This window comes from Sphingomonas trueperi, from assembly GCF_040545665.1.
Classification (GTDB): domain Bacteria; phylum Pseudomonadota; class Alphaproteobacteria; order Sphingomonadales; family Sphingomonadaceae; genus Sphingomonas; species Sphingomonas trueperi_B.
Map to the genome: position 1 here is coordinate 362,691 of NZ_JBEPMH010000005.1, position 23,638 is coordinate 386,328.

Genomic DNA, 23,638 nt, shown 5'->3' on the forward strand with positions numbered 1-23,638 from the left:
GCTTGATCTCCGAGCAAGTCGAGGAGCGGATGGGCGAACTCTGCGACACGATGATGATGCCGATTGAAAATCAAAGCGTCAGAGATTCCTTGGTCACGATATCGAGAAAGTTTCGGCACGGAAGGCTGGCGCCTTCGGAAAGGTGAACAAGCCAAATCGACGTTATGGATTCCGGATCACCTAGGGGCCGGTAGGCCAGCCTGGCCGATTGCAGCGCACAGAGCGATTCGGCGACGACGGCAATACCCACGCCCGCTGCCGCCATACCGAGCAGCGTGGAGACTTCCCGAACCCGATGCTCGATGCGCGGCTCGACGCCGACGCCGCGCAGCATGCCCAGCAGCTCGTCGGTAAAGGTGGCACCGTGCTCGCGCGCATAGACGATCATCGGCTCGCCGGCGAGATCGCGCAGCGTGACCTCCTTGTCGGCGAGCGGGTGATCGGGGCGCAGCGCCACGAACAGGCGTTCGCGCAGAATCGGCGTCACCGCAACGCCGTCGCCCATCTCCGGCCTGCACTTGCTGCGGACGAAGCAGGCGTCGAGCGCATGGTCGGCCAGCGCGGTCAGCTGCGCCGAGCCGGCGACCTCGGTGAGGTTCAGCTTCACGTCGGGGAAGGCCTGCCGGAACGCGAAGATCGACCGCGCGATCATCGGCACGAACGGGGCGGAGGCATTGAAGCCGAGATTGAGCTCACCCAGTTCGCCCCGGGCCGCCCGGTGCGCGATATTGATCGCCCGTTCGGCCTGCTCCAGCGTCGCCCGCGCAGCGGGCAGGAAGGCGAGCCCGGCGCTGGTCAGCTGCACGCTGCGGCTGGTCCGCTCGAACAGGCGGACGCCCAATTCCGCCTCGAGCTGGCCGATCTGCTGGCTGAGCGGCGGCTGCGAAATGCCGAGCCGTGCGGCGGCACGGGCGAAGTGCAGTTCCTCGGCAACGCCGACGAAGTAACGCAGATGGCGTAGTTCCATGCATCGATACATAAGCGATATCGATCATGCCGCAAACAATATTGGACCCGGAAGGTTGGCCAGGCGCAGGGAAATGCTGCGACTGCGAACCGGAAGCAGCGCCGCACTGTCAATCCGGAGTTTCCCTGATGCGCCTGGCCGCTCACCTTTCTGCCCATTCCGTCGCGCGGGGCCGCGCTTGATCGGGATCGTCCGAGTCGCGCTCACGCGGCCGCTGACCTTCATCGTCATGGCCATCCTGATCCTGATCCTCGGCGTGCTCGCCGCCATCCGGACCCCGGTGGACATCTTCCCGGACATCCGCGTGCCGGTGATCGCAGTGGCCTGGCAGTATAGCGGCCTGTCACCGGACGAGATGTCGGGGCGGATCGTCACGCCGTTCGAGCGCGTGCTGACCACGACGGTGAACGACATCGACCATGTCGAAAGCCAGTCGATGCAGGGCATCGGCGTGGTGAAGATCTATTTCCAGCCCGGCGCCGACATCCGCACCGCCACCGCGCAGGTGACGTCGATCTCGCAGACCGTGCTGCGCCAGCTGCCGCCGGGCATCACCCCGCCGCTGATCCTCAACTACAACGCCTCGACCGTGCCGATCCTGCAGCTCGCGTTGTCGGGCAAGGGCATGTCCGAGGGTCAGCTGTTCGATACCGCGCAGAACCAGGTGCGGCCGCCGCTCGTCACCGTGCCGGGCGCCGCCATTCCCTATCCCTCGGGCGGGCGCCAGCGCCAGATCCAGATCGATCTCGATCCGCAGGCGCTGCAGTCCAAGGGGTTGTCCGCGCAGGACGTCGGCAACGCGATCGCCGCGCAGAACCAGATCAATCCTGCCGGCTTCGCCAAGATCGGCGGCTATCAGTACAGCATCAAGCTCAACAACGCGCCGGGATCGATCGAGGAGCTGAACGCGCTGCCGGTCAAGGTGGTCAACGGCGCGACCATCTACATGCGCGACGTCGCCCATGTCCGCGACGGCTCCGCGCCGCAGACCAATGTCGTCCATGTCGACGGCGCGCGCTCGGTGCTGATGACCGTGCTCAAGAGCGGCGCGACCTCGACGCTGGCGATCGTCCAGGGCATCAAGGACGCGCTGCCCAAGGCCACCGCGACGCTGCCCGGCCTGAAGGTTGCGCCGATCGGTGACCAGTCGCTGTTCGTGAAGGCGGCGGTGGAAGGCGTGATCAAGGAAGGCGTGATCGCCGCCGGGCTCACCTCGCTGATGATCCTGCTGTTCCTCGGCTCGTGGCGCTCGACCGTGATCATCGCGATCTCTATCCCGCTGGCGATCCTGGCGGCGATCATCGCGCTGTCGGCGACCGGCAACACGCTCAACATCATGACGCTGGGCGGGCTCAGCCTCGCCGTCGGCATCCTGGTCGACGACGCGACGGTGACGATCGAGAACATCAACTGGCACCTCGAACAGGGCAAGTCGGTGCGGGACGCGATCCTCGACGGCGCGGCGCAGATCGTCACGCCGGCCTTCGTCTCGCTGCTCTGCATCTGCATCGTGTTCGTGCCGATGTTCTTCCTGCCCGGCATCGCCGGCTTCCTGTTCGTGCCGCTGGCGCTCTCCGTGGTGTTCGCGATGATCGCGTCGTTCCTGCTGTCGCGCACGCTGGTGCCGACCATGGCGATGTTCCTGCTCAAGCCGCATGCGCCGGGGCATGGCCATGAAGCGGGCACGCCCGGCTCGCGCAACCCGCTGGTGCGTTTCCAGCGCGGGTTCGAGCATCGCTTCGAGAAGATCCGCACCGGCTATGGCGGGCTGCTGGAAAAGGCGCTCGCCACGCCGCGGCCGTTCATCCTCGCCTTCATCCTCGTGATTGCGGTGACCTTGTTCCTGGTGCCGCTGCTCGGGCAGAATTTCTTCCCGAACGTCGATGCCGGCGCGATGGCGATCCACGTCCGCGCACCGGTCGGCTCGCGCATCGAGGATACGTCCGCACAGTTCGACCGGATCGAGCGCACCATCCGCGGCGTGATCCCGGCCGACGAGCTGGTCTCGCTGGTCGACAATATCGGCCTGCCGGTCAGCGCGATCAACACAACCTATAACAACTCCGGCACCGTCGGCCCGCAGGACGGCGACATCCTGATCCAGCTGACCAAAGACCACGCCCCCACCGCCGACTATGTGAAGAAGCTGCGCGAGCTGCTCCCCAAGGCCTATCCGGGCACCCAGTTCGCCTTCCTGCCGGCGGACATCACCAGCCAGATCCTCAATTTCGGCGCGCCCGCGCCGATCGACATCCAGGTCTCGGGCCGCGATGCCGATGCCAATGCCGCCTATGCCCGCAAGATCCTCCGCCGGATCAGCACGATCGGCGGCGTGGCGGACGCGCGCATCCAGCAATCGTCGCGCTATCCGCAGCTCGACGTGAACGTCGATCGTAGCCGCATCGGCCAGTTCGGCCTGACCGAGCGCGACGTGACCACCAGCGTCGCCAGCTCGCTCGCCGGCACCTCGCAGACCGCGCCGGTCTTCTACCTGAACCCGGAGAACGGCGTGTCCTATGCGGTGGTCGCGCAGACGCCGGAATATCGCGTCGGCTCGATCAGCGATCTCGCCAACCTGCCCGTCACGGGCGCGAGCGGCGGGGGCAGCCAGGTGCTCGGCGGCATCGGCGCTATCGAGCGCAGCAACGGCGCCGCGGTGATCTCGCACTACAACATCAATCCCGTGGTCGACATCTTCGCGACGCCGAACGGGCGCGATCTGGGCGCGGTCTCGGCCGATATCGGCAAGGTGCTCGAGGGACTGAAGGGCGAGGCGCCCAAGGGCGTCACCGTCACCATGCGCGGCCAATATGCGACGATGAACAGCGCCTTTTACGGCCTGGGCTTCGGGCTGATCGGCGCGGTGGTGCTGATCTACCTGCTCACCGTGGTGAACTTCCAGAGCTGGCTCGATCCGTTCGTGATCATCACCGCGCTGCCGGGCGCGATCGCGGGCATCATCTGGATGCTGTTCACCACCGGCACCACCCTGTCGGTGCCGGCGCTGACCGGCGCGATCATGTGCATGGGCGTGGCGACCGCCAACTCGATCCTGGTGGTCAGCTTCGCCCGCGAGCGGCTGGCGGAACTGGGTGATGCCACCGCCGCCGCACTGGAGGCCGGCCTGGTCCGCTTCCGCCCGGTGCTGATGACCGCGCTGGCGATGATCATCGGCATGCTGCCCATGGCGATCGGCTTCGGCGAGGGCGGCGAGCAGAATGCCCCGCTGGGCCGCGCGGTGATCGGCGGCCTGATCGTCGCCACCTTCGCGACGCTGATGTTCGTCCCCGTCATCTTCAGCCTCGTCCACAAGCGCAAGGCAGGCGCTGCCCCCGCCGATCGCGGCCCCATTCCACTGGAGGAATCCCATGTCTGAGAACGGCAACAGCCGGCTCAAAATCACCGCGGCCGTCGCGGGGTTCGTCGCGATCGGTGCGGTCGCCACCGGCATCGTGACGCGGGCCAATTCGGAGCGCAACCTCGCCGCCTGGACCGCCGAGCAGGCGGTGCCGAGCGTCAGCGTGATCCACCCCACGCTCGCCGCGACGAGCGACGCGCTGCGCCTGCCGGCGAACCTGCAGGCGCTCAACAGCGCGCCGATCTATGCGCGCACCACCGGCTATGTTCGCCGCTGGCTTGTCGATCTGGGCGATCCGGTGCGACGCGGCCAGGTGCTGGCGATCCTCGACGCCCCCGATGTCGAGCAGCAGCTCGCCGCCGCCCGCGCCGACCTGCAGACCGCCCGCGCCAACCAGCAGCTCGCCCAGACGACGGCGACGCGGTGGAGCGCGATGCTCGCCAAGGACGCGGTGTCGAAGCAGGAAGCCGACGAGAAGCAGGGCGATCTCGCCGCCAAGTCCGCGCTCACCAACGCCGCGCGCGCGAATGTCGCGCGGCTGCAGGCTTTGACCGGCTTCACCCGGCTGGTCGCGCCGTTCGACGGCGTCGTCACCAGCCGCTCGACCCAGATCGGTGCACTGGTCGTGGCGGGCAATGCCAGTTCCACGCCGCTGTTCACCGTTGCCGATGTCAGCCGGATCCGCGCCTATGTTAAGGTGCCGCAGGCCTATTCGCAGCAGATCCACCCGGGCATGGAAGTCGACCTTTCGCTCCCGGAATTCCCCGACCGAAGCTTCAAGGCGACGCTGACCCGCACCGCCGATGCCATCGATCCCGCATCGGGCACGGTGCTGGTCGAGGTGCAGGCGCCCAATGGCGACCGCGCGCTGAAACCGGGTTCCTATGCGCAGGCGAGCTTCCCGCTCAAGGGCGGCGGCAACGCCGTCACCCTGCCGCCGAGCGCGCTGATCATCGGGTCCAAGGGCACCCAGGTCGCGGTGCTGGGCAGCGACGGCAAGGCACAGCTCCGCACCGTCACGCTCGGCCGCGACGAGGGCAAGGTGGTGGAGGTGATCGCCGGCCTGTCGCCCAACGACCGCGTGATCGACAACCCGCCCGACTCGCTACAGACCGGCGACCCGGTCAAGGTGCTCGCCAATGCGCATCGCTAAGGGCGCGCTGGTCGCGGCCACGGCGCTCGGCCTTTCCGCCTGCTCGATGGCGCCCGACTATCATCGGCCCGAGGTCGTGGCCGCGCCCGCCTACAAGGAAGGCGGCGCGTGGCAGACCGCCGGGACCAACGTGCCGGCCGCGGGCAACTGGTGGGAGATTTTCGGCGACCAGACGCTCAACGCGCTGGAGCGGCGGATCGAAGCCGGCAGCCCCAACCTTGCCGCTGCCGTCGCGCGCTATGACCAGGCCCAGGCGCTGGTGCGGCGAAGCCGGTCGGAGCTGATGCCGGAAATCGGTGTCGGCGCCGATCTCGAGCGCGACCGCGTCTCCGCCGCGCGCCCCGCCTCGCAAGGGCGGGCTGCGACCTACACCAACACGCAGATCGGCGCCTCGCTCAGCTACGAGCTCGACCTATTCGGCCGCATCCGCAACACGGTGAAGGCAAACCAGGCCAATGCTGAGGCGAGCGCTTCGGACGTCGCGGGCGTGCGGCTGGGACTTCAGGCGCGGCTCGCCAGCCTCTATTTCGACCTGCGCGGGCTCGATGCGCGGGTCGTGCTGCTGCGGGAGACGGTGACGGCGTTCCAGCGCGCCTATGACCTGACCGATACCCGCCACGACGGCGGTATCGCCTCGGGCATCGACGTCAGCCGGGCGCGGAGCCAGCTGGCCGGCGCCAAGGCCGAACTCGACGCGGTCGCGGCCGATCGTGCCGCCGACGAGCACGCCATCGCGGTGCTGATCGGCGAGAGCCCGTCGACCTTCTCCTTGCCCGTGGTCGACACGCTGGTCGCCCCGCCGGCCATCCCGGCGACGCTGCCCTCGACCCTGCTCGAACGGCGCCCCGACATCGCCGCCGCCGAGCGCCGCGTCGCCGCCGCCAACGCGCAGATCGGCGTCGCGCGCGCGGCGCTGTTCCCAACGGTGACGCTGGGCGGCGCTGGCGGCTTCGAGGCGGCGAGCGGCAGCCTGTTGCGCAGCGACAACAGCTTCTGGGCGCTCGGCCCGCTCTCGGCTGCGCTGTCGATCTTCGACGGCGGCGCTCGGCGCGCCAATATCCGCATCTCGCGCGCCCAATATGACGAGGCCGCCGCCACCTATCGCGAGACCGTGCTGACCGCCTTCCGCGAGGTGGAGGACGACCTCGCCGCCGGCCGCCACCTGATCGACCAGGAACGCAACCAGCGCGACGCGGCGGCGGCTGCCGAGCGCACGCGGGACCTGGCGATGACGCGCTATCGGGATGGCGCCGCCGATTTCCTCGAGGTGACGATCGCCCAGACGGCCGCGCTCGATGCGGAGCGCGCGTTGCTGGTGATACGTGCCAGGCAACTGGCGGTGGCGACCGACACGGTCCGCGCCCTGGGTGGGCTTTACTAGGTCGCCGGGGCTTGTCCTTCCAGCTACGCTTGTAAATAGATTGGTGGCTGGCCACCCGCACCTCCAACGCATTGCGGGCGTGGGCGGCGGCTCCGCGCTGCAACGCGCAAGGTGATCAGACCGGCAAGGAACGCGACGTCAAGAGTGGGCGCCTTTTGTTGCGTCGCCGCTGAGCCTCTTCAATCACACATATTGGTTCGCCGCGCGTCATGCGGGTGTGACAGGGTAGACAATTCCGCCGGCCGGACCTCGTGGACAAGTTGCTTCATCCGGCACTGTGCCGGCGCCTTGCCGGTAAAGCCCGGCGGCGCGACCAGCGGTTCCAACTTGCGCAGGAGCGCCCGCCGCTCGGCCGCAGCGATAGCCGACGTGAAGCCGACATGGTGGAGCAGCCCCGTATCGTCATAGAGGCCCGGCAACAGCGATGCGATGCCGTTCTCCCCCTTGGTGCGACGGAAGCCGCCGACCACACAATCGGCGGTGCGGTGCTGCTTCACCTTCAGCATCGCACGATCGCCCGGGCGATAGGGTTCGTCGCGCAGGATGAAGCGGGCGCGATTGAAGCCACCAGCGATATCGGGACCTGCAGCTTCGGTCGGCGGGCGTATACTGATGGTGCTCCCCGAGCTCGGGAACCCGCTGCTCCGGGTGCCAACCGAGGCGCAAGTCGCGCGCCCTTGCGCCGACGTTCTTCTTCTCGACGCGTTGGCGAATTGCTTCATGGCACCAATCGTCGCGCTTGTCGTTACCGCTCTGTAAGTGCTCCACCGGAGGATCGGGATGTCGCTCATCGTCAACGGAGCGAAGGTGTCGGCACCCGCCGATCCTCGCACGTCTTTACTCGACCTGCTGCGCGAGGACCTGCACCTCACCGGCACCAAGAAAGGTTGCAACCAGGGGGCGTGCGGCGCCTGCACGGTGCTGGTGGATGGCGAGCGCGTTCTCGCCTGCCTGACGCTGGCGGTGCAGGTGGACGGGCGGGAGGTTACCACGATTGAGGGACTGGCGGGCGCGGACGCCCTCCATCCGCTGCAGGTCGCGTTCATCGAGCATGACGGGTTCCAGTGCGGCTATTGCACGCCGGGGCAGATCTGCTCGGCGCTGGGCATGGCCGCGGAGGCGGCGCGCGGCGTCCCCAGCAATGTGTCGGCCGACCTTGCCGCCGAGGTGACGCTGTCTCGCGAGGAGATCCAGGAACGCATGAGCGGCAACCTGTGCCGCTGCGGTGCGCATAATGGGATCATCGATGCGATCCGGGCGACGCTCGCGGCGGAGGTCCCGGCATGACGCCCTTCACCTATCTGCGCGCAACCGATGCGTCCGAGGCCGTACGCCTGGGCGCGGGCGCCGGCGCCGCCTTCCTGGGCGGCGGCACAAACTTGGTGGACCTCCTACGCGAAACGGTCGCTTGTCCCGAAACGCTGGTCGATGTGAGCACGCTTCCCGCGACGATCGAGGAAACCGAAGGCGGCGGCCTGCTGATCGGCGCAGCGGTTCGCAATACCGCGCTTGCCGAGCATCGCGCGGTGCGGACGCGTTACCCGATGCTGGCGCGAGCGATTCTCGCCGGCGCATCGGCGCAGATCCGCAATATGGCGACCGTGGGCGGCAATCTGCTGCAGCGAACCCGCTGTACCTATTTCTACGACACCGACGGATCCCGCTGCAACAAGCGGCTGCCCGGATCGGGCTGCGACGCACGCGAGGGGTTCAACCGGATTCATGCGGTGCTGGGCGCGTCGGAAGCATGCGTGGCGACACACCCGTCAGACATGTGTGTGGCTCTGGCCGCGCTGGACGCCCTCGTGCACGTGACGGGCCCCGCGGGGTCGCGCAGCATCGCATTCGGTGATCTGCATCGTCTTCCCGGCGACGCACCCGATCGGGATACGAGCTTGGCGCACGGCGAATTGATCCAGGCTGTCGAACTTCCGCCGCTCGCCTTTGCGGCGACCTCGACCTATCGAAAGGTTCGGGACCGGGCGAGCTATGCCTTCGCCCTGATCTCGGTCGCAGCGGCGCTGAAGCTGGAGGGGGATCGCGTATCGGACGTACGGATCGCCTTCGGCGGCGTGGCCCACAAGCCTTGGCGCGCGATCAAAGCAGAAGCGGCGCTGCGCGGAGCACGCGCAACGCCTCAGGCCTTTTTGGACGCTGCGGCGCTGGAATTCCAGGACGCCGAGCCGCTCCGCGACAACGCGTTCAAGCCGGCACTCGCCGGACGCACGCTGGCGGCCGTGCTGCAGGCACTCGCAACGGGAGAAGCGGCGTGAGCATCGTCGAGAATGCCAAGCAGGCCGCGCAGGGCCTGGTTCAGGGCGCGTTGGAGCGGCTGGTGCCGCTTGCGCCCGACAGCTGGATTCCCGGCGGCGTGCCCGATCCGCTGATCGCCCGCAAGCACGGCGCTATCGGCACGCCGGTATCGCGGCTGGACGGCGCGCTCAAGGTGACGGGAACCGCGGCATTTTCGGCAGAGCATCGCTTCGAGAACATGGTCTACGCCGCGCTCGCCTACGCCACGATCGCGCGCGGCCGCATCGCCGCGATCGACAGCGCTGCGGCAGAGGCGGCGCCCGGCGTGGTGCTGGTTATGACGCACCGGAACGCACCGCGCATGGCGACGCCGCCCGCCTTCGGCTCGTCTCCCATGGGCGTCGGCCCCGCGGACCTGCCGGTGCTGCAGGACGACCGCATCCATTGGAACGGCCAGCCGATCGCCTGTGTGCTCGCCGAAACCCAGGAGCAGGCCGATCACGCCGTTACCTTGCTGCAGATCACCTATGAGACCGAAGCAGCGACGACCTCGCTTGCCGACGCCAAGGCCAAGGGAATCGAGCAGGCGGTCTTCATGGGCCATCCGCTGCTGAACGAAGTCGGGGACGCGGAAGCGGCCTTCGCGGCGGCGCCGCACAAGGTCGACCAGATCTATCGCACGCCCCGGCACAACCATAATCCGATCGAGCCGCACGCAGCCACCATGGCCTGGAACGGCGACACGCTGACCATCCACGATGCCAGCCAGATGGTGACCCAGCAGGCGCAGACGCTGGCGGACGTGTTCGGGCTCGAGACCGAGCAGGTGCGGCTCACCTCGCCCTATGTCGGCGGCGGATTCGGCAGCAAGGGACTGTGGGACCACCAGATCATCGGTGCCGCGGCGGCGCGGCTGGCCGGGCGGCCGGTCCGAATCGCGCTTTCCCGCGAGGGCGTCTACCGCGTGGTCGGCGGCCGGTCCCTGACCGAGCAGCGGGTGGCGCTGGGCGCCCGTGCCGACGGAACGCTGGAGGCGCTGATCCACACCGGCCTGTCGGTGATGACGCCGCACAACAACATGCCCGAGCCGTTCATCCTCGGCAGCCAGGCCGCTTATGCGTCGCCCAACATCCTGCTGAAGGTGGAGGTCACGCGGATGCACACGCTCGCCAACACCTTCATGCGCGCACCGGGCGAGGCGGTGGGCACCTTCGCGCTCGAATCGGCGATCGACGAGCTCGCCGAGCAGCTCGGCATCGACCCGGTCGAGCTGCGCCTCCGCAACGAGCCGGAGAAGGACCCGGTCAACGGCCGGCCCTTTTCCTCGCGCCACATCGCCGAGGCATGGCGGAGCGGTGCCGAGCGCTTCGGCTGGGCGGATCGTCCCGCGCCGGGTACGCGCCGGGAGGGCGAGTGGCGCATCGGCCAGGGCTGCGCGACCGGCACCTATCCCTATTACCGAATGCCGGGCGCCGAGGCCCGGATCACCCTGTCGCGCGACGGCGAGGACGTGCGCGCCAAGGTGGAGGTCGCCGCCGCCGAGATGGGCATGGGGACGGCCACCACCACCGCGCTGGTCACGGCCGAACGGTTCGGCCTCGGCATCGAGCAGGTCGAAGTGGTCTATGGCGATTCCGCCATTCCCGGCGCGATCATGGCGGGCGGATCGCAGCAGACCGCAGCGATCGGCGCGGCGGTGATTGCGGCGCATAGCGAACTGATCGGCGAACTGCTCAAGCTGGCCGGCAATGACTCGCCGCTTGCCGGCCTGTCGGCGCAGGAAGTTGGTTGCGACGACGGCGGTCTTGCCGCGCTGGCCGATCCTGCCCGGCGCGAGCGCTACGCCTCCATCCTCGCACGGGCGCAGCGGGATGCCATTACCGTCACCAAGGCGGGATCGATGCCGCTGGAGACGATGCATTGGTCCATGCATTCGCACAGCGCGCTGTTCTGTGAGGTCGCCGTCAACACCGTCACCGGCGAGACCCGCGTGCGGCGCTTCCTGGGCTCGTTCGACTGCGGCCGCATCCTCAATCCAAAGACGGCGGCCAGCCAGTTCCGCGGCGGCATCATCATGGGGCTCGGCATGGCGCTGATGGAGGAGACCCAGTTCGACGAGCGGAGCGGCCGCATCATGAATCCCAGCCTGGCCGAGTATCATGTGCCGGTGCATCTCGACGTGCCGGAGATAGACGTGATCTGGACGGACATCCCCGACCCCCACACCCCAATGGGTGCGCACGGCGTCGGCGAGATCGGCATCACCGGGGTGGCGGCCGCGGTGGCGAACGCGATCTATAACGCGACGGGCAGGCGCGTGCGCGACCTGCCGATCACCCTGGACAAGCTGCTTTGAAACCGGCTTCTTCGCAGAGGGGCACGGCGTGAAGCAGTTGGTTGCTTTCGATCTCGACGGGACGCTTGCCGAGAGCAAGCAGCCGCTCGAGGCGCCCATGGCCGCGTGCCTGAAGGCCTTGCTCGACATCGCGATGGTGGCCGTGATCTCCGGCGGGGACTGGAAACAGTTCCAGGTGCAGGTCGTCGCGCGCTTGCCGCAGGGTACAAGGCTGGAACGGCTGTTCATCATGCCGACCACCGGCGCCAAGCTGTACCGCTTTGCCGACGGCGGTTGGCGGCAGCTCTACGCTGAAACCTTCACCCCTGCCGAGCGCACCCGGATCCTAACGGCGTTGGAGCGCGCCGTCGCCGATGCGGGACTGCAACCGGAGCGGCTTTGGGGTCCCCAGATAGAGGATCGCGGTACCCAGATTACCTTCTCGGCGCTGGGGCAGGAGGCGCCTGTCGACGCGAAGAAGCGCTGGGACCCCGATCAGGCCAGACGATCTGCGCTCCAGGGCAGGCTCGCGGCGCAATTGCCGGGTTTCTCCATCCGGATCGGCGGAACGACCTCGCTCGACATCACGCGCGAAGGGATCGACAAGGCATACGCCATCGATCGCCTCGTCGATCATGCTGCAGTCCCGAGGGACGCGATCCTGTTCTTCGGCGATGCGATCTATCCGGGCGGCAATGACGATCCGGTGCGGGCCGCGGGCATCGACAGCGTGCGCGTGCGAGACCCGGCGGAAACCGCGACGATCTTGCAGGCGCTGATCGCCTGGAGCCGCAAGGATGGCGACGCGAGGTAGGTAGAAGGTGGTGGTCGGCGCCAGTGTGGCCACGCAGCGGCTTGCCCACGCCGCTCCCGAAGGGGCAATCGGCGCGGGCGTGCAGCGCTCAGCCAGCCTTGCGGCGGCCGGCGAGCTGCAGGGCGGAGGCGAGAAGGGCGAGGCCGATGCCGAGCGCCGAGACAGCGGTCCAGCCGCCGGCGTTCCAGGCCGCGGTGGAGGCAGCCGCACCGCCGGCCCCGCCCAGGAACATCGATCCCATGAAGATCGTGTTCAGCCGGGAGCGGGCCTCGGGGCGAAGCGCGTAGACGATGTGCTGGTTGGAGACGAGCACGCTCTGCACCGCGAAGTCAAGCAGGACGCAGCCGATCACCAGCCCGGCCACCGCATGCCACACGCCGAACACGATCCACGAGACCACGGTGAGCAGCGTGCCGGCGAGGATCACCTGGTGCGGCCCGCGCTTGTCCGCATAGCGGCCGGCGACAGGCGCGGCGAGGATGCCGATCGCACCGACGATGCCGAACAGCCCGGCAATCTCTGAGCCCAGGCCGAAGCGGGGCGTCTGCAGGTAGAGCGCGAGGATCGACCAGAAGGCGGTGAACGCACCGAACAACAGCGCCTGGGTCATGGCGGCTAGGCGCAGCGCGCCGAACTCGCCCCACAGGTGCACCAGCGAGCGGAGCAGGCTGGCATAGCTATGGTCGCTCGCCGGCTTGCTGTGCGGCAGCGTCACCGCCATCAGCAGCGCAGCACCCAGCGCCAGCGGCACGCCCAGCCAGAACATCGCGCGCCAGCCTTCGTGCGCGGCGACGAAGCCCGCCAGCGTGCGGCTGAGCAGGATGCCGCAGAGCACCCCCGACATTACCGTGCCGACGGTCGCGCCGCGTTTCTCGGGCGAGGAGAGCTGCGCCGCGAAGGGCACGATCTGCTGCGCCACGGTCGCCGAGGCGCCGAGCAGCAGCGAGGCGACCAGCAGCATCGCGGAGGAGGGAGCGAGCGCGGCGCCGACCAGTCCGGCGGCGAGTACCAGGAACTGGATCACGATCAGCCGCCGCCGTTCGACCAGGTCGCCCAGCGGCACCAGCGCGAACAGGCCCAGCGCATAGCCGAGCTGGGTGGCGGTGGGGACGAGGCCGGTCAGCGCGCCGGGCATCTCGCCTTCGAGGATCCCGAGCATCGGCTGGTTGTAATAGATGTTGGCGACGGCGAGGCCCGCCGCCACCGCCATGGCGAAGTTCAGCCCGCGGCCGAGTACGGGCGCGATCGGGCCGGCAGGATGCGTCGTGGCATGCATGCGATGGTCCTCACAAAATGCTTGCCGGCGCTGGCGCGATGTCGGTGTTCGGGCTGCCATGTCGGCGGTTTCGATGCGGCGGATATGGCATTGCAACGGATATGGCGGTACTCATCTGATCGGTTAGGGCAGTGTAACTGAAAGCGATATAATGGACCTCGCAGCGCTGGCGATCTTCGTGGAGGCGGTGCAGGCCGGGAGCATCGCCGGTGCAGCGCGGCGGCTTGGGATCGGCGCGATGGCGGCGTCGCGCGGGCTGGCGGCGCTGGAGCAGGAGGTCGGCGCGCGACAACCATCTCGTCGCCCGCAAGCTGGCCGACAATCCCCGCCGCCTGGTGGCGTCGCCTGCCTATCTGGCGGAGCGGGGAACGCCGCAGCGCATCGAGGAACTGTCGGCGCATCAATGCCTGCTGCCGACCAACATGACGCACTGGGAATTCGCGCAGGGCGGCAAGCGGGTCCGGCAGCGGGTGGGCGGTGCGTTCAGCGCCAACTCGATCGAGGCGATCCATCAGGCGTGCCTGGGTGGGCTCGGGATCGCCAATCTGTCGAGCTGGGACGTGGATCCGGCGATCCGCAGCGGCGCGCTGGTCGAGGTCGAACTGGCGGACGGCGTGCCCGATCCGCTCGCCATCTGGGCGGTCTACCCGACCGCGCAGCTGGTGCCCGCCAAGGTGCGTGCATTCATCGATGCACTCGACCAGGCACTGCGCGAGATGCTGGCCGCCGACGGAGTGCGGCGTCTCAACCTGCCAGCCCGATTGCGGCCTTCACCCCCGCCGGCGTGAGCGGCATGTCGCGCAGCCGCGCGCCGGTTGCGTTGGTGATCGCGTCGCCCAGTTCAGCGACTGGAGGATGCCGCCCTCCAGCTGGTTAAGGATGTCGTCGGGCGAGACAGGTTGGCCGGCATCGATCTCCATCGCAATCGTGCATTCTCCCAAGAGGATCGCTCGAGCCGGCCACGACCTGCTCCGTACCGGTGGTCAGGGCTGCCACGTCGGTCGGTAGGACGGATCGAGTTGCCGATCGAGAAAGTAGGCGGCGCTGATAAAGGCGAGGTGGGTCAGCGCCTGGGGGAAATTGCCGAGCGGCAAGCCGCGCGCGTCGGTTTCTTCGGCGAACAGGCCGAGATGGTTGGCATAGGCGATCCCCTTCGCCAGGACCAGCTGCGCATCGTCGAGCCGACCCGCGCGGGCGAGGCACTCCGCATACCAGAAGGTGCAGGTGGTGAAGGCGCCTTCGTTGCCTTTCAGACCGTCGCCGCCGCGATACCGATAGACCAGCCCGTCGTCGCAGAGCTGCGCGCCGATGGCGTCGAGCGTCTTGAGCCAGACCGGATCGGTCGAGGACACGAAGCGCACCAGCGGCAGCATCAGCAGCGCCGCGTCGAGCGTGGTGCCGCCGCGTTCCTGGACGAAATAGCCATGCTCGGGGTGGCGGAAGTTCTTCCAGACGTCGTCGACGATCGCGTCGCGGGCCTCCGTCCAGGCGACGAGCGGGGCGGGCAGCGAGCGCTTCCTGGCAAGGCGGATGGCGCGGTCGAGGGCGACCCAGCACATGACGCGCGAATGGAGGAAGTGGCGGGGTTCGGACCGCATCTCCCAAATGCCGGCATCCGGCTCCTGCCAGTGTTCGATCACCTGGTCGACGAGCCCGCAGACATGCCGCCAGCCTTCGTGCGGGATCGCGGGCCCATATTTGTTGGCGAGATAGGCGCTGTCGAGGAGCTCGCCGAAGATGTCGAGCTGCGTCTGTTCGCTCGCGGCGTTGCCGATCCGCACCGGGCGGCTGTCCGCATAGCCGGCCAGATGCGCCAGTTCGCGTTCCTCGTCGGGAGCGCTCCCGTCCAGCGCGTAGAGTATCTGCAGCGGGTTCTGGCCGCCAGCGGACATGATGCGCTCGCCGACCCACCGATAGAAATGCTCGGCCTCTTCGGTGAAGCCCAGCCGGAGGAAGGCGTAGACGGTGAAGGACGCATCGCGGATCCAGGTCGCGCGATAGTCCCAGTTGCGTTCGCCGCCTTTCGCCTCGGGCAGCGAGAAGGTCGCGGCGGCGGCGATAGAGCCATGGCGGGCGGAGGTCAGCAGCTTCAGCGTCATGGCCGAGCGCAGCACCTGTTCCCGCCACCGACCGTTGTAGGTCGATTTGCCCAGCCAGGAACGCCATTCCTGGGTGCTCGCCTCGATCTGCGCGCGGACGGCATCGTCGTCGGGCCGCGGCATCCCGTCGTCGCCGAGGACGAACCAGGCGCTTTCGCCCTTGGACAGGGTGAACCGCGCGCCCGCCTCGCCGTGCCGCCGGTCGAGCGGCACGGAGGCGAAGAGGCAGAGCGAGAGATCCTGCCCCGAAAAGCGGACCCCGCCGTCCATGTCGGCGACGTTCGGTACCTCGCGCGCATAATCGAAGCGCGGCGTGCAGCGCGTGGCGAAGGTCACGGTGCCGCTGGTCATCGTCACCCGGCGGATCAGGGAGCGCGTTTCGCGCCCGGCGCGGCGGCGCGCCTCGGGCTGGGGCATCAGGTCGACGACTTCGGCGCTGCCCTGCTCCGTCATCCAGCGCGTCAGCAGCACATTGGTGTCGGGCAGGTAGAGCTGGAGGTAGCGCGGCTGGTCCAGCAGGGGCGCAATCCGGAACGCGCCGCCGCGCTCGCGGTCGAGCAAGTCGGCGAAGATCGTCGGGCTGTCGAGCGACGGCCAGCACAGATAATCGATCGTGCCGTCGCACGCGACCAGCGCCGCCGTCTCCAGGTCGCCGATGATGCCATGCTCGCCGATCGTCCAGCGAGGCTCAGCCATTGTCGCGGAATTCCGGGTAGAGCGACATGCCGCCATCGACGAACAACGTGGTCCCCGTCACATAATCGGCCTCGTCCGAGGCCAGCCACACGACCGCACGTGCGACATCCTTGGGCTCGCCGATGCGGCCATAGGGGATCAGCCGAAGGAGCTTTTCCAGCGCTTCCTCGCTGTCCCAGGCTTCCTTGTTGATCGGTGTGCGGATGGCGCCCGGTGCGACGGCGTTCACCCGGATGCCGTCGGCGGCGACCTCCTGCGCGAGCGAGCGCGTCAGCATCCGCACGCCGCCCTTGGCGGAGGCATAGTTGATATGCCCCGCCCAGGGGATGATCTCGTGCACCGAACTCATCGCGACGATGACGCCGGCGCTGCGGGCGGGACGCCCTTGCTCGGGTTGCGTCCGGAAGCGCTTCACCGCCTCCCGCGCGCAGAGGAACTGGCCGGTCAGGTTGATGCCGATGACGGTGTTCCAGTCCTCCAGCGTCATCTCGGCGACGGCGGCGTCCTTCTGCACGCCGGAGTTGGAGACGAGCAGGTCGATGCGGCCGAAGGCGGCGGCGGCTTCGTCGAACAGGCGGATCACCTCCGCCTCTTTCGACACATCGGCCTGCACTGCGATCGCGCGCCCGCCCTGGCCGGTGATCCGCTGGACCAATTCCTCCGCGGGCTCGGCCTGGGCGTGGTAGTTCACCGCCACAGCCGCACCGGCCGCCGCCACCGCCTCGGCAACCGCGAGGCCGATGCCCGAACTCGCACCGGTGACGATCGCGGCATGACCCGCGAGGGAGGCGTTGGTCGACGGCATGAGCGTGTCTCCAGAATTGCACAGAGTGGCAGGACGTCGCGCGACAACGCACGATCGGGCGGGGCGGCTACCGAGAAAACTGCGCCCGGTGGTGCAGCAGGAAATCGGTGAAGTCGTGCGGCGGCTTGCCCGTTAGGCGCTCGATCTCGAAGGTAGGGTCGATGTCATGATGCCCGGCGACGACGTCGGCGAACTGCACGACCAACCCCTTGGCCATCCAGCCCGAGTTGCCCGTCAGGCGCAGCAGACCCCAGAAGAGCGAGGAGGGTAGGTCGAGATAGCGGACCTTGCGCCCCAGCACTTTCGACAGGCGGGCCGCCGCCTCCTTCATGTCCAGCGTCTCCGGCCCGGTGAGAAAATAGGTCGCGCCTTCATGGCCGTCCTCTGTCAGAACGGCGGCGGCCACACCCGCGACGTCGCGGGTATCGGCCCAGGAGACCGATCCCTTGCCGGCCACCTGGGGCAGGAACCCCTTGGCGATCGGATCCTTGAACCACAGGAAGTTCTGCATGAACGCGGTGGGCTTGAGGATCGTCCAGCCGATCCCCGATGCGCGGAGGTGATGATCGATCAGCGCATGCGCCTTCGCCCAGGGCACGGGCGAGCGGACATTGCCGTCGGAGGCGGAGATCTTGACGATCCGGCGCACACCCGCCTCCTTGGCGGCATCGATCGCGGCGGTCTCCTGCGCCACCTGCTGCTGGGTGGGAGGCGTGATCAGGAACATCGTGTCGATGCCCTGCATCGCCGCCGCGAGCGTTTCCGGCTGATCGAAATCGCCGCGAACGGCATTGATGCCCTTCTTTGCCAGGCTCTCGACCTGCTCCTGCTTGCGGCACAGGGCGCGGAACGGCGTTCCGGCGTTCTTGAGCAGGCGGCACACTTCACCACCGATGCCACCAGTGGCACCTGATACCAGGATCATGACGAGTTTCCTTTTACGCGTGGGGGTCGGGAAGCGCGGCGGGGGCGGCGCGATCAAGCCATTCCGAGAGGATGACGTTCATTGCGTCGAGCGTCTGAATCGCGTCCCGGATACGGGCGCGACCAACCCGATCGGCGATTTCCTTGTCGAGCGGGGCGACCGCCTGCTCGGCGCGGGTCACCGCCGCCAACCCGGCTTCGGTGAGCACGACGAGCTTGGCGCGGCGGTGCTGCGGATTGTCCTGGAACGTGACCATGCCGCGCTCGGCCAGCAGGTCGACGACACGCTGCACCGCCTGCCGGGTGAGCCCCATATTGCGGGCGATCGACACGGTGGGGAGTGGCACGGGCGAGTAGCGCAGGGCGCCCAGGACTTGCCACCAGGCACTGGTCAGCCCGAGAGGGGCGACCAGTTCATTCCCGGTCGCGATCAGCCTGCCGCTGGTTGCAAAGACGGCCAGCGCAAGCTCTCGAACATCCGTTTCCTCGTTTGGCATCCAACCAGAACCCAATTTGACAGCATATTGTCAAACTAGGCATAGAAGTGTTGGTTCCCTCGAAACGACCAACATCGATGTGCAGGCGGCAATCGCGGGATATCTCAGATGTTCGCGTGCGCAGTCGGGTTCTCGCCGGCCGTATCGGGATAGGCGACCGTGCACTACAACTCCGCTGCAGCCTCTGGCCGGTTTCTCGCGAAAACAGACGCTCTTGCAGGACATTTCATCTTCAACGCATCAAAAAGAAAAGTTGATATATTTAAGTTGACGATATGGGCGCTTTGATCTCTACATGCTCCCCGGACGACAAAAGTCGCTAGTGCGGGAGGGAGAGGATGCGCACCTGGACAAGGCGCAACCAAGGCTGCCTCCCCTTGTATGGGAGTTTGAGACATGGTGAAGTCCTTCCATCTCCGCCGCAGCAATCTGCTTTGCGCAGTCTCCATTCTCTGCATGGCCACCAGTGGTGTTGCCTTTGCGCAGGAAAGCGCGCCGGCTGCTGACAGCGCTGCCGGACAGGACAACGAGATTGTCGTCACCGGCATCCGCGCGTCTCAGGCCCGTGCCATCGAAGTAAAGCGCGACGCCGCGTCGGTGGTCGACGCGATTTCGGCAGAGGACATCGGCAAGCTGCCCGACGTGACCATCTCCGATTCGCTTCAGCGCATCACCGGCGTGCAGATCCGCCGCGACGCGGGCGAGGGCGCTGCAATCAACATTCGCGGGCTGCCCCAGGTCACCACGCTGCTCAACGGCGAAGCCTATCTCGGCGCCAATTCGATCACCACGATTCAGCCCAATTTCAACGACATCCCGTCTCAGCTCTTCTCCGGCGCGGACGTGATCAAGTCGACCACGGCGGACCTGCTCAATGCCGGCATCACCGGCACGGTGAATCTGCGCACCCGCCGCCCGTTCGACCTGAAGCGCGGCCTCACCCTCGCCGCGACGGCCGAAGGCTCGTACGGCGACAAGACCAAAAGCTGGGACCCGAACGTCAACGGCCTGGTCGGCTGGCAGAATGATCGCGTCGGCTTCATCGTCTCCGCCGCCTATTCGGACCTCAACCTGTCCAATTCGCACAACGGCATCCAGGAAGGCTATGGTGCCGCGCTCCACAACGAGGGGCTGGCGGATGCCACCAGCTGCGGCGGCTTCTCGCCCCAGGCCCCGGGCTGCACCGCAACGACGCGCCCGCGCGGTACGCCGGTAGCCGGCGGCATCGACGTCAACGGCGACGGCGATGCCAACGACACGTTCATCGTGCCGCAGGGCTTCACCGCCTGGAACCGCATCACCCAGCGCCAGCGGCTGGGCGTGAACGGCTCGTTCCAGGCCAAGCTCAACGACGCGCTCAGCTTCACCGCCGACGGCTTCTACACCCAGCAGACCCAGTATAACCGCACCGCCGGCATCCAGATGCAGAACGTCAACTGGCAGGCGGCGGAGTTCGTGCCCCTCAAGTCGCAGGATACGGGCGCGACCTCGGGCGGTTACCACGTCAACACCACCCAGGTGTACCAGTACGACCTCGGCAACTTCGATTCCTACTCGGAAACCTACAAGTGGAAATCGGAATCGCAGAACTACAATGCCGAGCTGAAGTTCGACAACGGTGGCAAGTTCCGGGCGACGCTGCGCGGCCTCTACGGCAAGGCGACGCAGAACCAGGACCAGAGCTACCTCCAGTTCAGCGTGAGCAACGGCATCCAGTGGCAGCCGGGTGGCATCGGCCATTATCCGGCGGCGCTGGGCGGGGACCGCGCCTTCAATCCTGGCGGCTATACGGTCAACACGCTGGCCGGCCTCAACTCGCTGCGCGCGACGGTCGACTATACCAGCGACGAGCCCAGCTTCACCCTGCCGACCCAGCTGACCTCGCTGCTCGGCAATGCGGCCAATTACGCGCTGAAGACGATGTCGTCCGAGGACAATTACCGGCGCCGGGCGGACCTGAAGGTCGGTCGCTTCGATGCCGAATATGACATCGGCGACACGTTCAACGTCACCGGCGGCATCCGCTACAGCGATCGTTCGGTCGACAATTACCAGTTCGAGCGCGTCGCGCCGGTCTATGCCGGCCAGGGCGCGAGCAATGCCGCCGGCTGTCTGGTCAAGTGGAAGGCGTTCGACGTGTCCGTGAAGGACTCCACCTGTTCGGCGGGTGACGGCGCGGGCTTCTACACCGCGGGGCTGACCCGCAAGGCGACCGATCCGGTGTTCAACGGGCAGGTGAAGCCGTACAACCTGCCGGGCAGCGGCCTGCCGGCGGTCTATGTGCTCGACCCGCACACGATGGACAATGCCGCGGCGTTCCAGAACGGCTTCTACCCGAACGAGCAGGAGCATCTGAACCCGGGCGCTTCCTACGATGTCGGCATCAAGCAGTGGTCCGGCTATTTCCAGCTCAACTTCAAGGAGCTGGAACTGGGCGGCATCACCGTGCGCGGCAATGGCGGTCTGCGGGTGATCAACACCAAGCTCGACATTCGCCAGAATGTCGTGGGCGGCCCGCTGCCCTACGGCCTGTCCAACCAAGACGGCGGCGACCTGCGCACCCAGCGCGAGTTCACCGACTTCCTGCCCGCGTTCAACCTGGCCTTCGACTTCACGCCCAAGCTGCGCCTCCGCCTCGCCTATGCACGGACGATGACGCTGCTCAACCTCGACCAGTGGGGTGGCGGCCTGACCCCTGGCTATGCGATCGATACCTCGACCGGCCTGTTCCGCGTCACCGGCGGCAGCCAGGCGGGCAATCCGCAGCTCGATCCGTGGCGCGCGGACAATCTCGATGCCTCGGTCGAATATTATATCGGCCGCGCCTCGATGCTCAGCCTCGCGGCCTTCTACATCGACGTGCAGAGCTTCATCCAGAACGGCATCATCTACCGCAGCGACCTGCCCGACAATGACGGCGTGGTCCGCAACCGCACCGTGCCGATCAACACGCTGGTGCAGGGCGGCGGCGGCACGCTGAAGGGCATCGAGGCGTCGTGGAAGCAGTCGCTGGGCGACATCGGCTTCATGCCGACCTTCGCGCGCGATTTCGGCTACGACCTGAACTTCACCTATTCGCCCTCCAGCACGGGCGACAAGGATCTGGCAGGGCAGGACATCCCGTTCCAGGATAACTCCAAATATCAGGCCAATGCCGCGCTCTATTACCAGGCGCACGGCATCCAGGCGCGCGTTGCGTGGAACTATCGCTCCAAGCGCGCCGTCCAGTCCAACTTCGTCAACGGCCTGACGGGGTCGGAACTGTACCAGGCGCCGACCAACTATGTCGACGCGTCGATCAGCTACGACATCACGCCCAATGTGACGATCTACGGTCAGGGCCAGAACCTGACCGGCGAATATGAGAAATACTATATCGTCTATCCGGACGAGCGCGCGTACAACAACATCTACGAGCGCCGCTTCATGGCCGGCGTGCGCGCGAAGTTCTGATCCTGCTCTCTGAGGCGCCTCGGTCCTGTGCGGACCGGGGCGTCGCTCGTTCCGAGTGCTTCCGCCGCTCGCGGCTTGGCCCTAGGAAAAGAAGATGCGCGCAGCCGGACAACCCATTCGCTCCATCCTGATCGTCGGCGGCGGCACCGCCGGCTGGATGGCGGCCGCCCTGCTCGAGCGGCTGCTCGATCGCCAGCCGGTGACCATCACGCTGCTGGAGAGCCCCGATATCCGCACCGTCGGCGTGGGCGAGGCGACGGTGCCGGCGATCCGCGACTATTTTCGCGCGATCGGGGTGAGCGAGGCGGAGGTGCTGCGCGAGGCCAAGGGCACGGCGAAGCTCGGCATCGAATTCCGTGATTGGGCGCGGCCCGGCAACAGTTTCTTCCACCCCTTCGGGCTGTACGGGATCGCGTCGCGCGGCGTGGGGTTCCACCATTACTGGCTGAAGCGCCGCGCCGGCGGTGACCAGACGCCGCTCGCAGACTACTCCCTCGCGACCCAGATGGCGCTGCGCGGGCTGGTGATGCCGCCGGCGGAGAATCCGCCCAACGACCTCGGCATCTTCGACTGGGCGGTGCATTTCGACGCGGGGCTGTTCGCCCGCTTTCTCGCGCGCCTCGCGACGGGGCGGGGCGTACGGCATGTCGAGGGCACCGTCGCGACCGTCGAGCAGGACGGCGAGAGCGGTTTCCTCACCGGTGTGACGCTGCAGAACGGCAGCCGTATCGAGGTGGATCTGTTCCTCGACTGCACCGGCTTCCGCAGCCTGCTGCTCGGCGGCACGCTCGGTGTACCCTATGTCGACTGGAGCCATTTGCTGCCGTGCGACCGCGCGGTGGCGATGCCCTGCACGCATGGCGACGCCTTCACGCCCTATACGCGCAGCACGGCGCTGTCGGCCGGATGGCAGTGGCGCATTCCGCTCCAGCACCGCGTGGGCAACGGCTATGTCTATGCCAGCGCCCATCTCTCCGACGACGAGGCGCAGGCGGTGCTGCGCGGCGGGCTGGAAGGGGAGGCGCTCGCGGAGCCGAACTTCCTGCGCTTCATCACCGGCCACCGCGCGCGCGTCTGGGAGAAGAACGTCGTCGCGCTCGGGCTGTCGGCAGGCTTCCTTGAACCGCTGGAGTCGACAAGCCTCACCCTCATCCAGTCGGGGGTGGAGCGGCTCGGCAACCTGATGCCCGATCGCGGCTTCGCGCCCGAGCTGGCGGACGAGTTCAACCGCATTACCAGGTTGGAATATGCGCGGGTCCGCGATTTCCTGCTGCTCCATTATTGGGCGAACGGCCGGGTAGGCGAGCCGCTATGGGACGCCTGCCGCAGCCTCGCACTGCCCGAGGAACTTGCCCACAAGGTAGCGCTGTTCCGCAGTCGCGGCGTGTTTGCGCGCTACGAATGGGAATCCTTCCGCGATCCCAGCTGGCTGTCCATGTATGCGGGGTTCGAGCTGCTGCCGGACCGATATGATCCCCTCGCCGATCACTTCACCGATGGCGAACTGGAGGGTGCCTTCGCCCGCATGCGGGAGGCGATCGGCCGCGCGATGTCGCTGGCGCAGCCGCACCGTGACTATCTCCGGGCCATCGGCGGCCTGGCGGGAGCGGGCGTCTAGGGCAGCAAG

At 67.5% G+C, this 23,638-nt stretch carries 17 protein-coding genes and 1 pseudogene; 11 read left to right on the forward strand and 7 right to left on the reverse strand.

The annotated features are described in order from the left end of the window. Nucleotides 1-70: 70 nt before the first annotated feature. Entirely contained in the window at nucleotides 71-967 is an 897-nt protein-coding gene (locus ABIC65_RS17420) for a LysR family transcriptional regulator (RefSeq protein ID WP_354310366.1), read from the reverse strand. A gap of 178 nt (nucleotides 968-1,145) precedes the next feature. Between ABIC65_RS17420 and ABIC65_RS17425 the strand changes: the two genes are divergently transcribed. Genes ABIC65_RS17425 through ABIC65_RS17435 form a run of 3 tightly spaced genes read left to right on the forward strand, consistent with a single transcriptional unit; the run spans nucleotide 1,146 to nucleotide 6,859 of the window. Continuing rightward, on the forward strand, nucleotides 1,146-4,343 hold the full coding sequence (locus tag ABIC65_RS17425) for an efflux RND transporter permease subunit (protein WP_354310368.1): 3,198 nt from the start codon (nucleotides 1,146-1,148) through the stop codon (nucleotides 4,341-4,343). Further along, on the forward strand, nucleotides 4,336-5,478 hold the full coding sequence (locus ABIC65_RS17430; protein ID WP_354310369.1) for an efflux RND transporter periplasmic adaptor subunit: 1,143 nt from the start codon (nucleotides 4,336-4,338) through the stop codon (nucleotides 5,476-5,478). Before ABIC65_RS17425 ends, ABIC65_RS17430 begins: the two co-directional genes overlap by 8 nt. Continuing rightward, nucleotides 5,465-6,859, forward strand: coding sequence for an efflux transporter outer membrane subunit (locus ABIC65_RS17435; protein ID WP_354310370.1), 1,395 nt, complete (start codon nucleotides 5,465-5,467; stop codon nucleotides 6,857-6,859). The genes ABIC65_RS17430 and ABIC65_RS17435 overlap by 14 nt, the downstream gene beginning before the upstream one ends. 179 nt (nucleotides 6,860-7,038) lie before the next feature. Here the strand turns inward: ABIC65_RS17435 and ABIC65_RS17440 are convergent, their stop codons facing one another. Continuing rightward, nucleotides 7,039-7,650 carry a hypothetical protein gene (locus tag ABIC65_RS17440; RefSeq protein ID WP_354310372.1) on the reverse strand — a complete coding sequence of 204 codons (612 nt, stop codon included), beginning with the start codon at nucleotides 7,648-7,650 and terminating at the stop codon, nucleotides 7,039-7,041. Between ABIC65_RS17440 and ABIC65_RS17445 the strand changes: the two genes are divergently transcribed. Genes ABIC65_RS17445 through ABIC65_RS17460 form a run of 4 tightly spaced genes read left to right on the forward strand, consistent with a single transcriptional unit; the run spans nucleotide 7,640 to nucleotide 12,261 of the window. After that, nucleotides 7,640-8,146, forward strand: a complete 507-nt coding sequence (locus ABIC65_RS17445) for a (2Fe-2S)-binding protein (protein ID WP_354310374.1) — start codon at nucleotides 7,640-7,642, stop codon at nucleotides 8,144-8,146. The two genes, ABIC65_RS17440 and ABIC65_RS17445, sit on opposite strands and share 11 nt — an antisense overlap. Then, entirely contained in the window at nucleotides 8,143-9,132 is a 990-nt protein-coding gene (locus ABIC65_RS17450) for an FAD binding domain-containing protein (protein WP_354310375.1), read from the forward strand. Before ABIC65_RS17445 ends, ABIC65_RS17450 begins: the two co-directional genes overlap by 4 nt. Further along, nucleotides 9,129-11,468 (forward strand): xanthine dehydrogenase family protein molybdopterin-binding subunit, encoded by a 2,340-nt coding sequence (locus tag ABIC65_RS17455; protein WP_354310376.1) that lies wholly within the window; start codon nucleotides 9,129-9,131, stop codon nucleotides 11,466-11,468. The genes ABIC65_RS17450 and ABIC65_RS17455 overlap by 4 nt, the downstream gene beginning before the upstream one ends. Before the next feature lie 28 nt (nucleotides 11,469-11,496). Then, on the forward strand, nucleotides 11,497-12,261 hold the full coding sequence (locus tag ABIC65_RS17460; RefSeq protein WP_354310377.1) for an HAD-IIB family hydrolase: 765 nt from the start codon (nucleotides 11,497-11,499) through the stop codon (nucleotides 12,259-12,261). Nucleotides 12,262-12,349: 88 nt separating this feature from the next. On the opposite strand, the gene ABIC65_RS17465 is transcribed toward ABIC65_RS17460, so the two are convergent. Further along, on the reverse strand, nucleotides 12,350-13,537 hold the full coding sequence (locus tag ABIC65_RS17465; RefSeq protein ID WP_354310378.1) for an MFS transporter: 1,188 nt from the start codon (nucleotides 13,535-13,537) through the stop codon (nucleotides 12,350-12,352). A 151-nt stretch (nucleotides 13,538-13,688) separates the two neighbouring features. On the opposite strand from ABIC65_RS17465, the pseudogene ABIC65_RS17470 reads away from it, so the two are divergent. Both ABIC65_RS17470 and ABIC65_RS17475 read left to right on the forward strand, forming a co-directional pair. Next, nucleotides 13,689-13,766: pseudogene (locus ABIC65_RS17470) on the forward strand (hypothetical protein); the annotation flags it as partial. Beyond that, nucleotides 13,747-14,325, forward strand: coding sequence for a substrate binding domain-containing protein (locus ABIC65_RS17475; RefSeq protein ID WP_354310379.1), 579 nt, complete (start codon nucleotides 13,747-13,749; stop codon nucleotides 14,323-14,325). The pseudogene ABIC65_RS17470 and the gene ABIC65_RS17475, both read left to right, overlap by 20 nt. Before the next feature lie 195 nt (nucleotides 14,326-14,520). On the opposite strand, the gene ABIC65_RS17480 is transcribed toward ABIC65_RS17475, so the two are convergent. The 4 genes from ABIC65_RS17480 to ABIC65_RS17495 all read right to left on the reverse strand — a co-directional run bounded on the left by ABIC65_RS17480 (nucleotide 14,521) and on the right by ABIC65_RS17495 (nucleotide 18,558). Beyond that, nucleotides 14,521-16,332 carry a glycoside hydrolase family 15 protein gene (locus ABIC65_RS17480; protein WP_354310381.1) on the reverse strand — a complete coding sequence of 604 codons (1,812 nt, stop codon included), beginning with the start codon at nucleotides 16,330-16,332 and terminating at the stop codon, nucleotides 14,521-14,523. After that, nucleotides 16,325-17,137: a glucose 1-dehydrogenase gene (locus ABIC65_RS17485; protein WP_354310383.1), complete on the reverse strand. Its 813-nt coding sequence runs from the start codon at nucleotides 17,135-17,137 to the stop codon at nucleotides 16,325-16,327. The genes ABIC65_RS17480 and ABIC65_RS17485 overlap by 8 nt, the downstream gene beginning before the upstream one ends. Before the next feature lie 67 nt (nucleotides 17,138-17,204). Continuing rightward, nucleotides 17,205-18,062: an SDR family oxidoreductase gene (locus tag ABIC65_RS17490; RefSeq protein WP_354310384.1), complete on the reverse strand. Its 858-nt coding sequence runs from the start codon at nucleotides 18,060-18,062 to the stop codon at nucleotides 17,205-17,207. A gap of 13 nt (nucleotides 18,063-18,075) precedes the next feature. Continuing rightward, a complete protein-coding gene (locus ABIC65_RS17495; protein ID WP_354310386.1) occupies nucleotides 18,076-18,558 on the reverse strand; it encodes a MarR family winged helix-turn-helix transcriptional regulator in 483 nt (160 codons plus the stop codon). Nucleotides 18,559-18,954: 396 nt separating this feature from the next. On the opposite strand from ABIC65_RS17495, the gene ABIC65_RS17500 reads away from it, so the two are divergent. After that, a complete protein-coding gene (locus ABIC65_RS17500) occupies nucleotides 18,955-22,011 on the forward strand; it encodes a TonB-dependent receptor (RefSeq protein WP_354310388.1) in 3,057 nt (1,018 codons plus the stop codon). Nucleotides 22,012-22,105: 94 nt separating this feature from the next. Beyond that, entirely contained in the window at nucleotides 22,106-23,629 is a 1,524-nt protein-coding gene (locus tag ABIC65_RS17505) for a tryptophan halogenase family protein (protein WP_354310390.1), read from the forward strand. The last annotated feature ends 9 nt before the right edge of the window (nucleotides 23,630-23,638 follow it).

Coding starts and splice junctions, on each gene's coding strand:
- ABIC65_RS17500 (WP_354310388.1), top strand. CDS start 18,955: ATGGTGAAGTCCTTCCATCTCCGCCGCAGCAATCTGCTTTGCGCAGTC.
- ABIC65_RS17495 (WP_354310386.1), bottom strand. CDS start 18,558: ATGCCAAACGAGGAAACGGATGTTCGAGAGCTTGCGCTGGCCGTCTTT.
- ABIC65_RS17430 (WP_354310369.1), top strand. CDS start 4,336: ATGTCTGAGAACGGCAACAGCCGGCTCAAAATCACCGCGGCCGTCGCG.
- ABIC65_RS17490 (WP_354310384.1), bottom strand. CDS start 18,062: ATGATCCTGGTATCAGGTGCCACTGGTGGCATCGGTGGTGAAGTGTGC.
- ABIC65_RS17440 (WP_354310372.1), bottom strand. CDS start 7,650: ATGAGCGACATCCCGATCCTCCGGTGGAGCACTTACAGAGCGGTAACG.
- ABIC65_RS17445 (WP_354310374.1), top strand. CDS start 7,640: ATGTCGCTCATCGTCAACGGAGCGAAGGTGTCGGCACCCGCCGATCCT.
- ABIC65_RS17435 (WP_354310370.1), top strand. CDS start 5,465: ATGCGCATCGCTAAGGGCGCGCTGGTCGCGGCCACGGCGCTCGGCCTT.
- ABIC65_RS17420 (WP_354310366.1), bottom strand. CDS start 967: ATGGAACTACGCCATCTGCGTTACTTCGTCGGCGTTGCCGAGGAACTG.
- ABIC65_RS17480 (WP_354310381.1), bottom strand. CDS start 16,332: ATGGCTGAGCCTCGCTGGACGATCGGCGAGCATGGCATCATCGGCGAC.
- ABIC65_RS17465 (WP_354310378.1), bottom strand. CDS start 13,537: ATGCATGCCACGACGCATCCTGCCGGCCCGATCGCGCCCGTACTCGGC.
- ABIC65_RS17485 (WP_354310383.1), bottom strand. CDS start 17,137: ATGCCGTCGACCAACGCCTCCCTCGCGGGTCATGCCGCGATCGTCACC.
- ABIC65_RS17450 (WP_354310375.1), top strand. CDS start 8,143: ATGACGCCCTTCACCTATCTGCGCGCAACCGATGCGTCCGAGGCCGTA.
- ABIC65_RS17505 (WP_354310390.1), top strand. CDS start 22,106: ATGCGCGCAGCCGGACAACCCATTCGCTCCATCCTGATCGTCGGCGGC.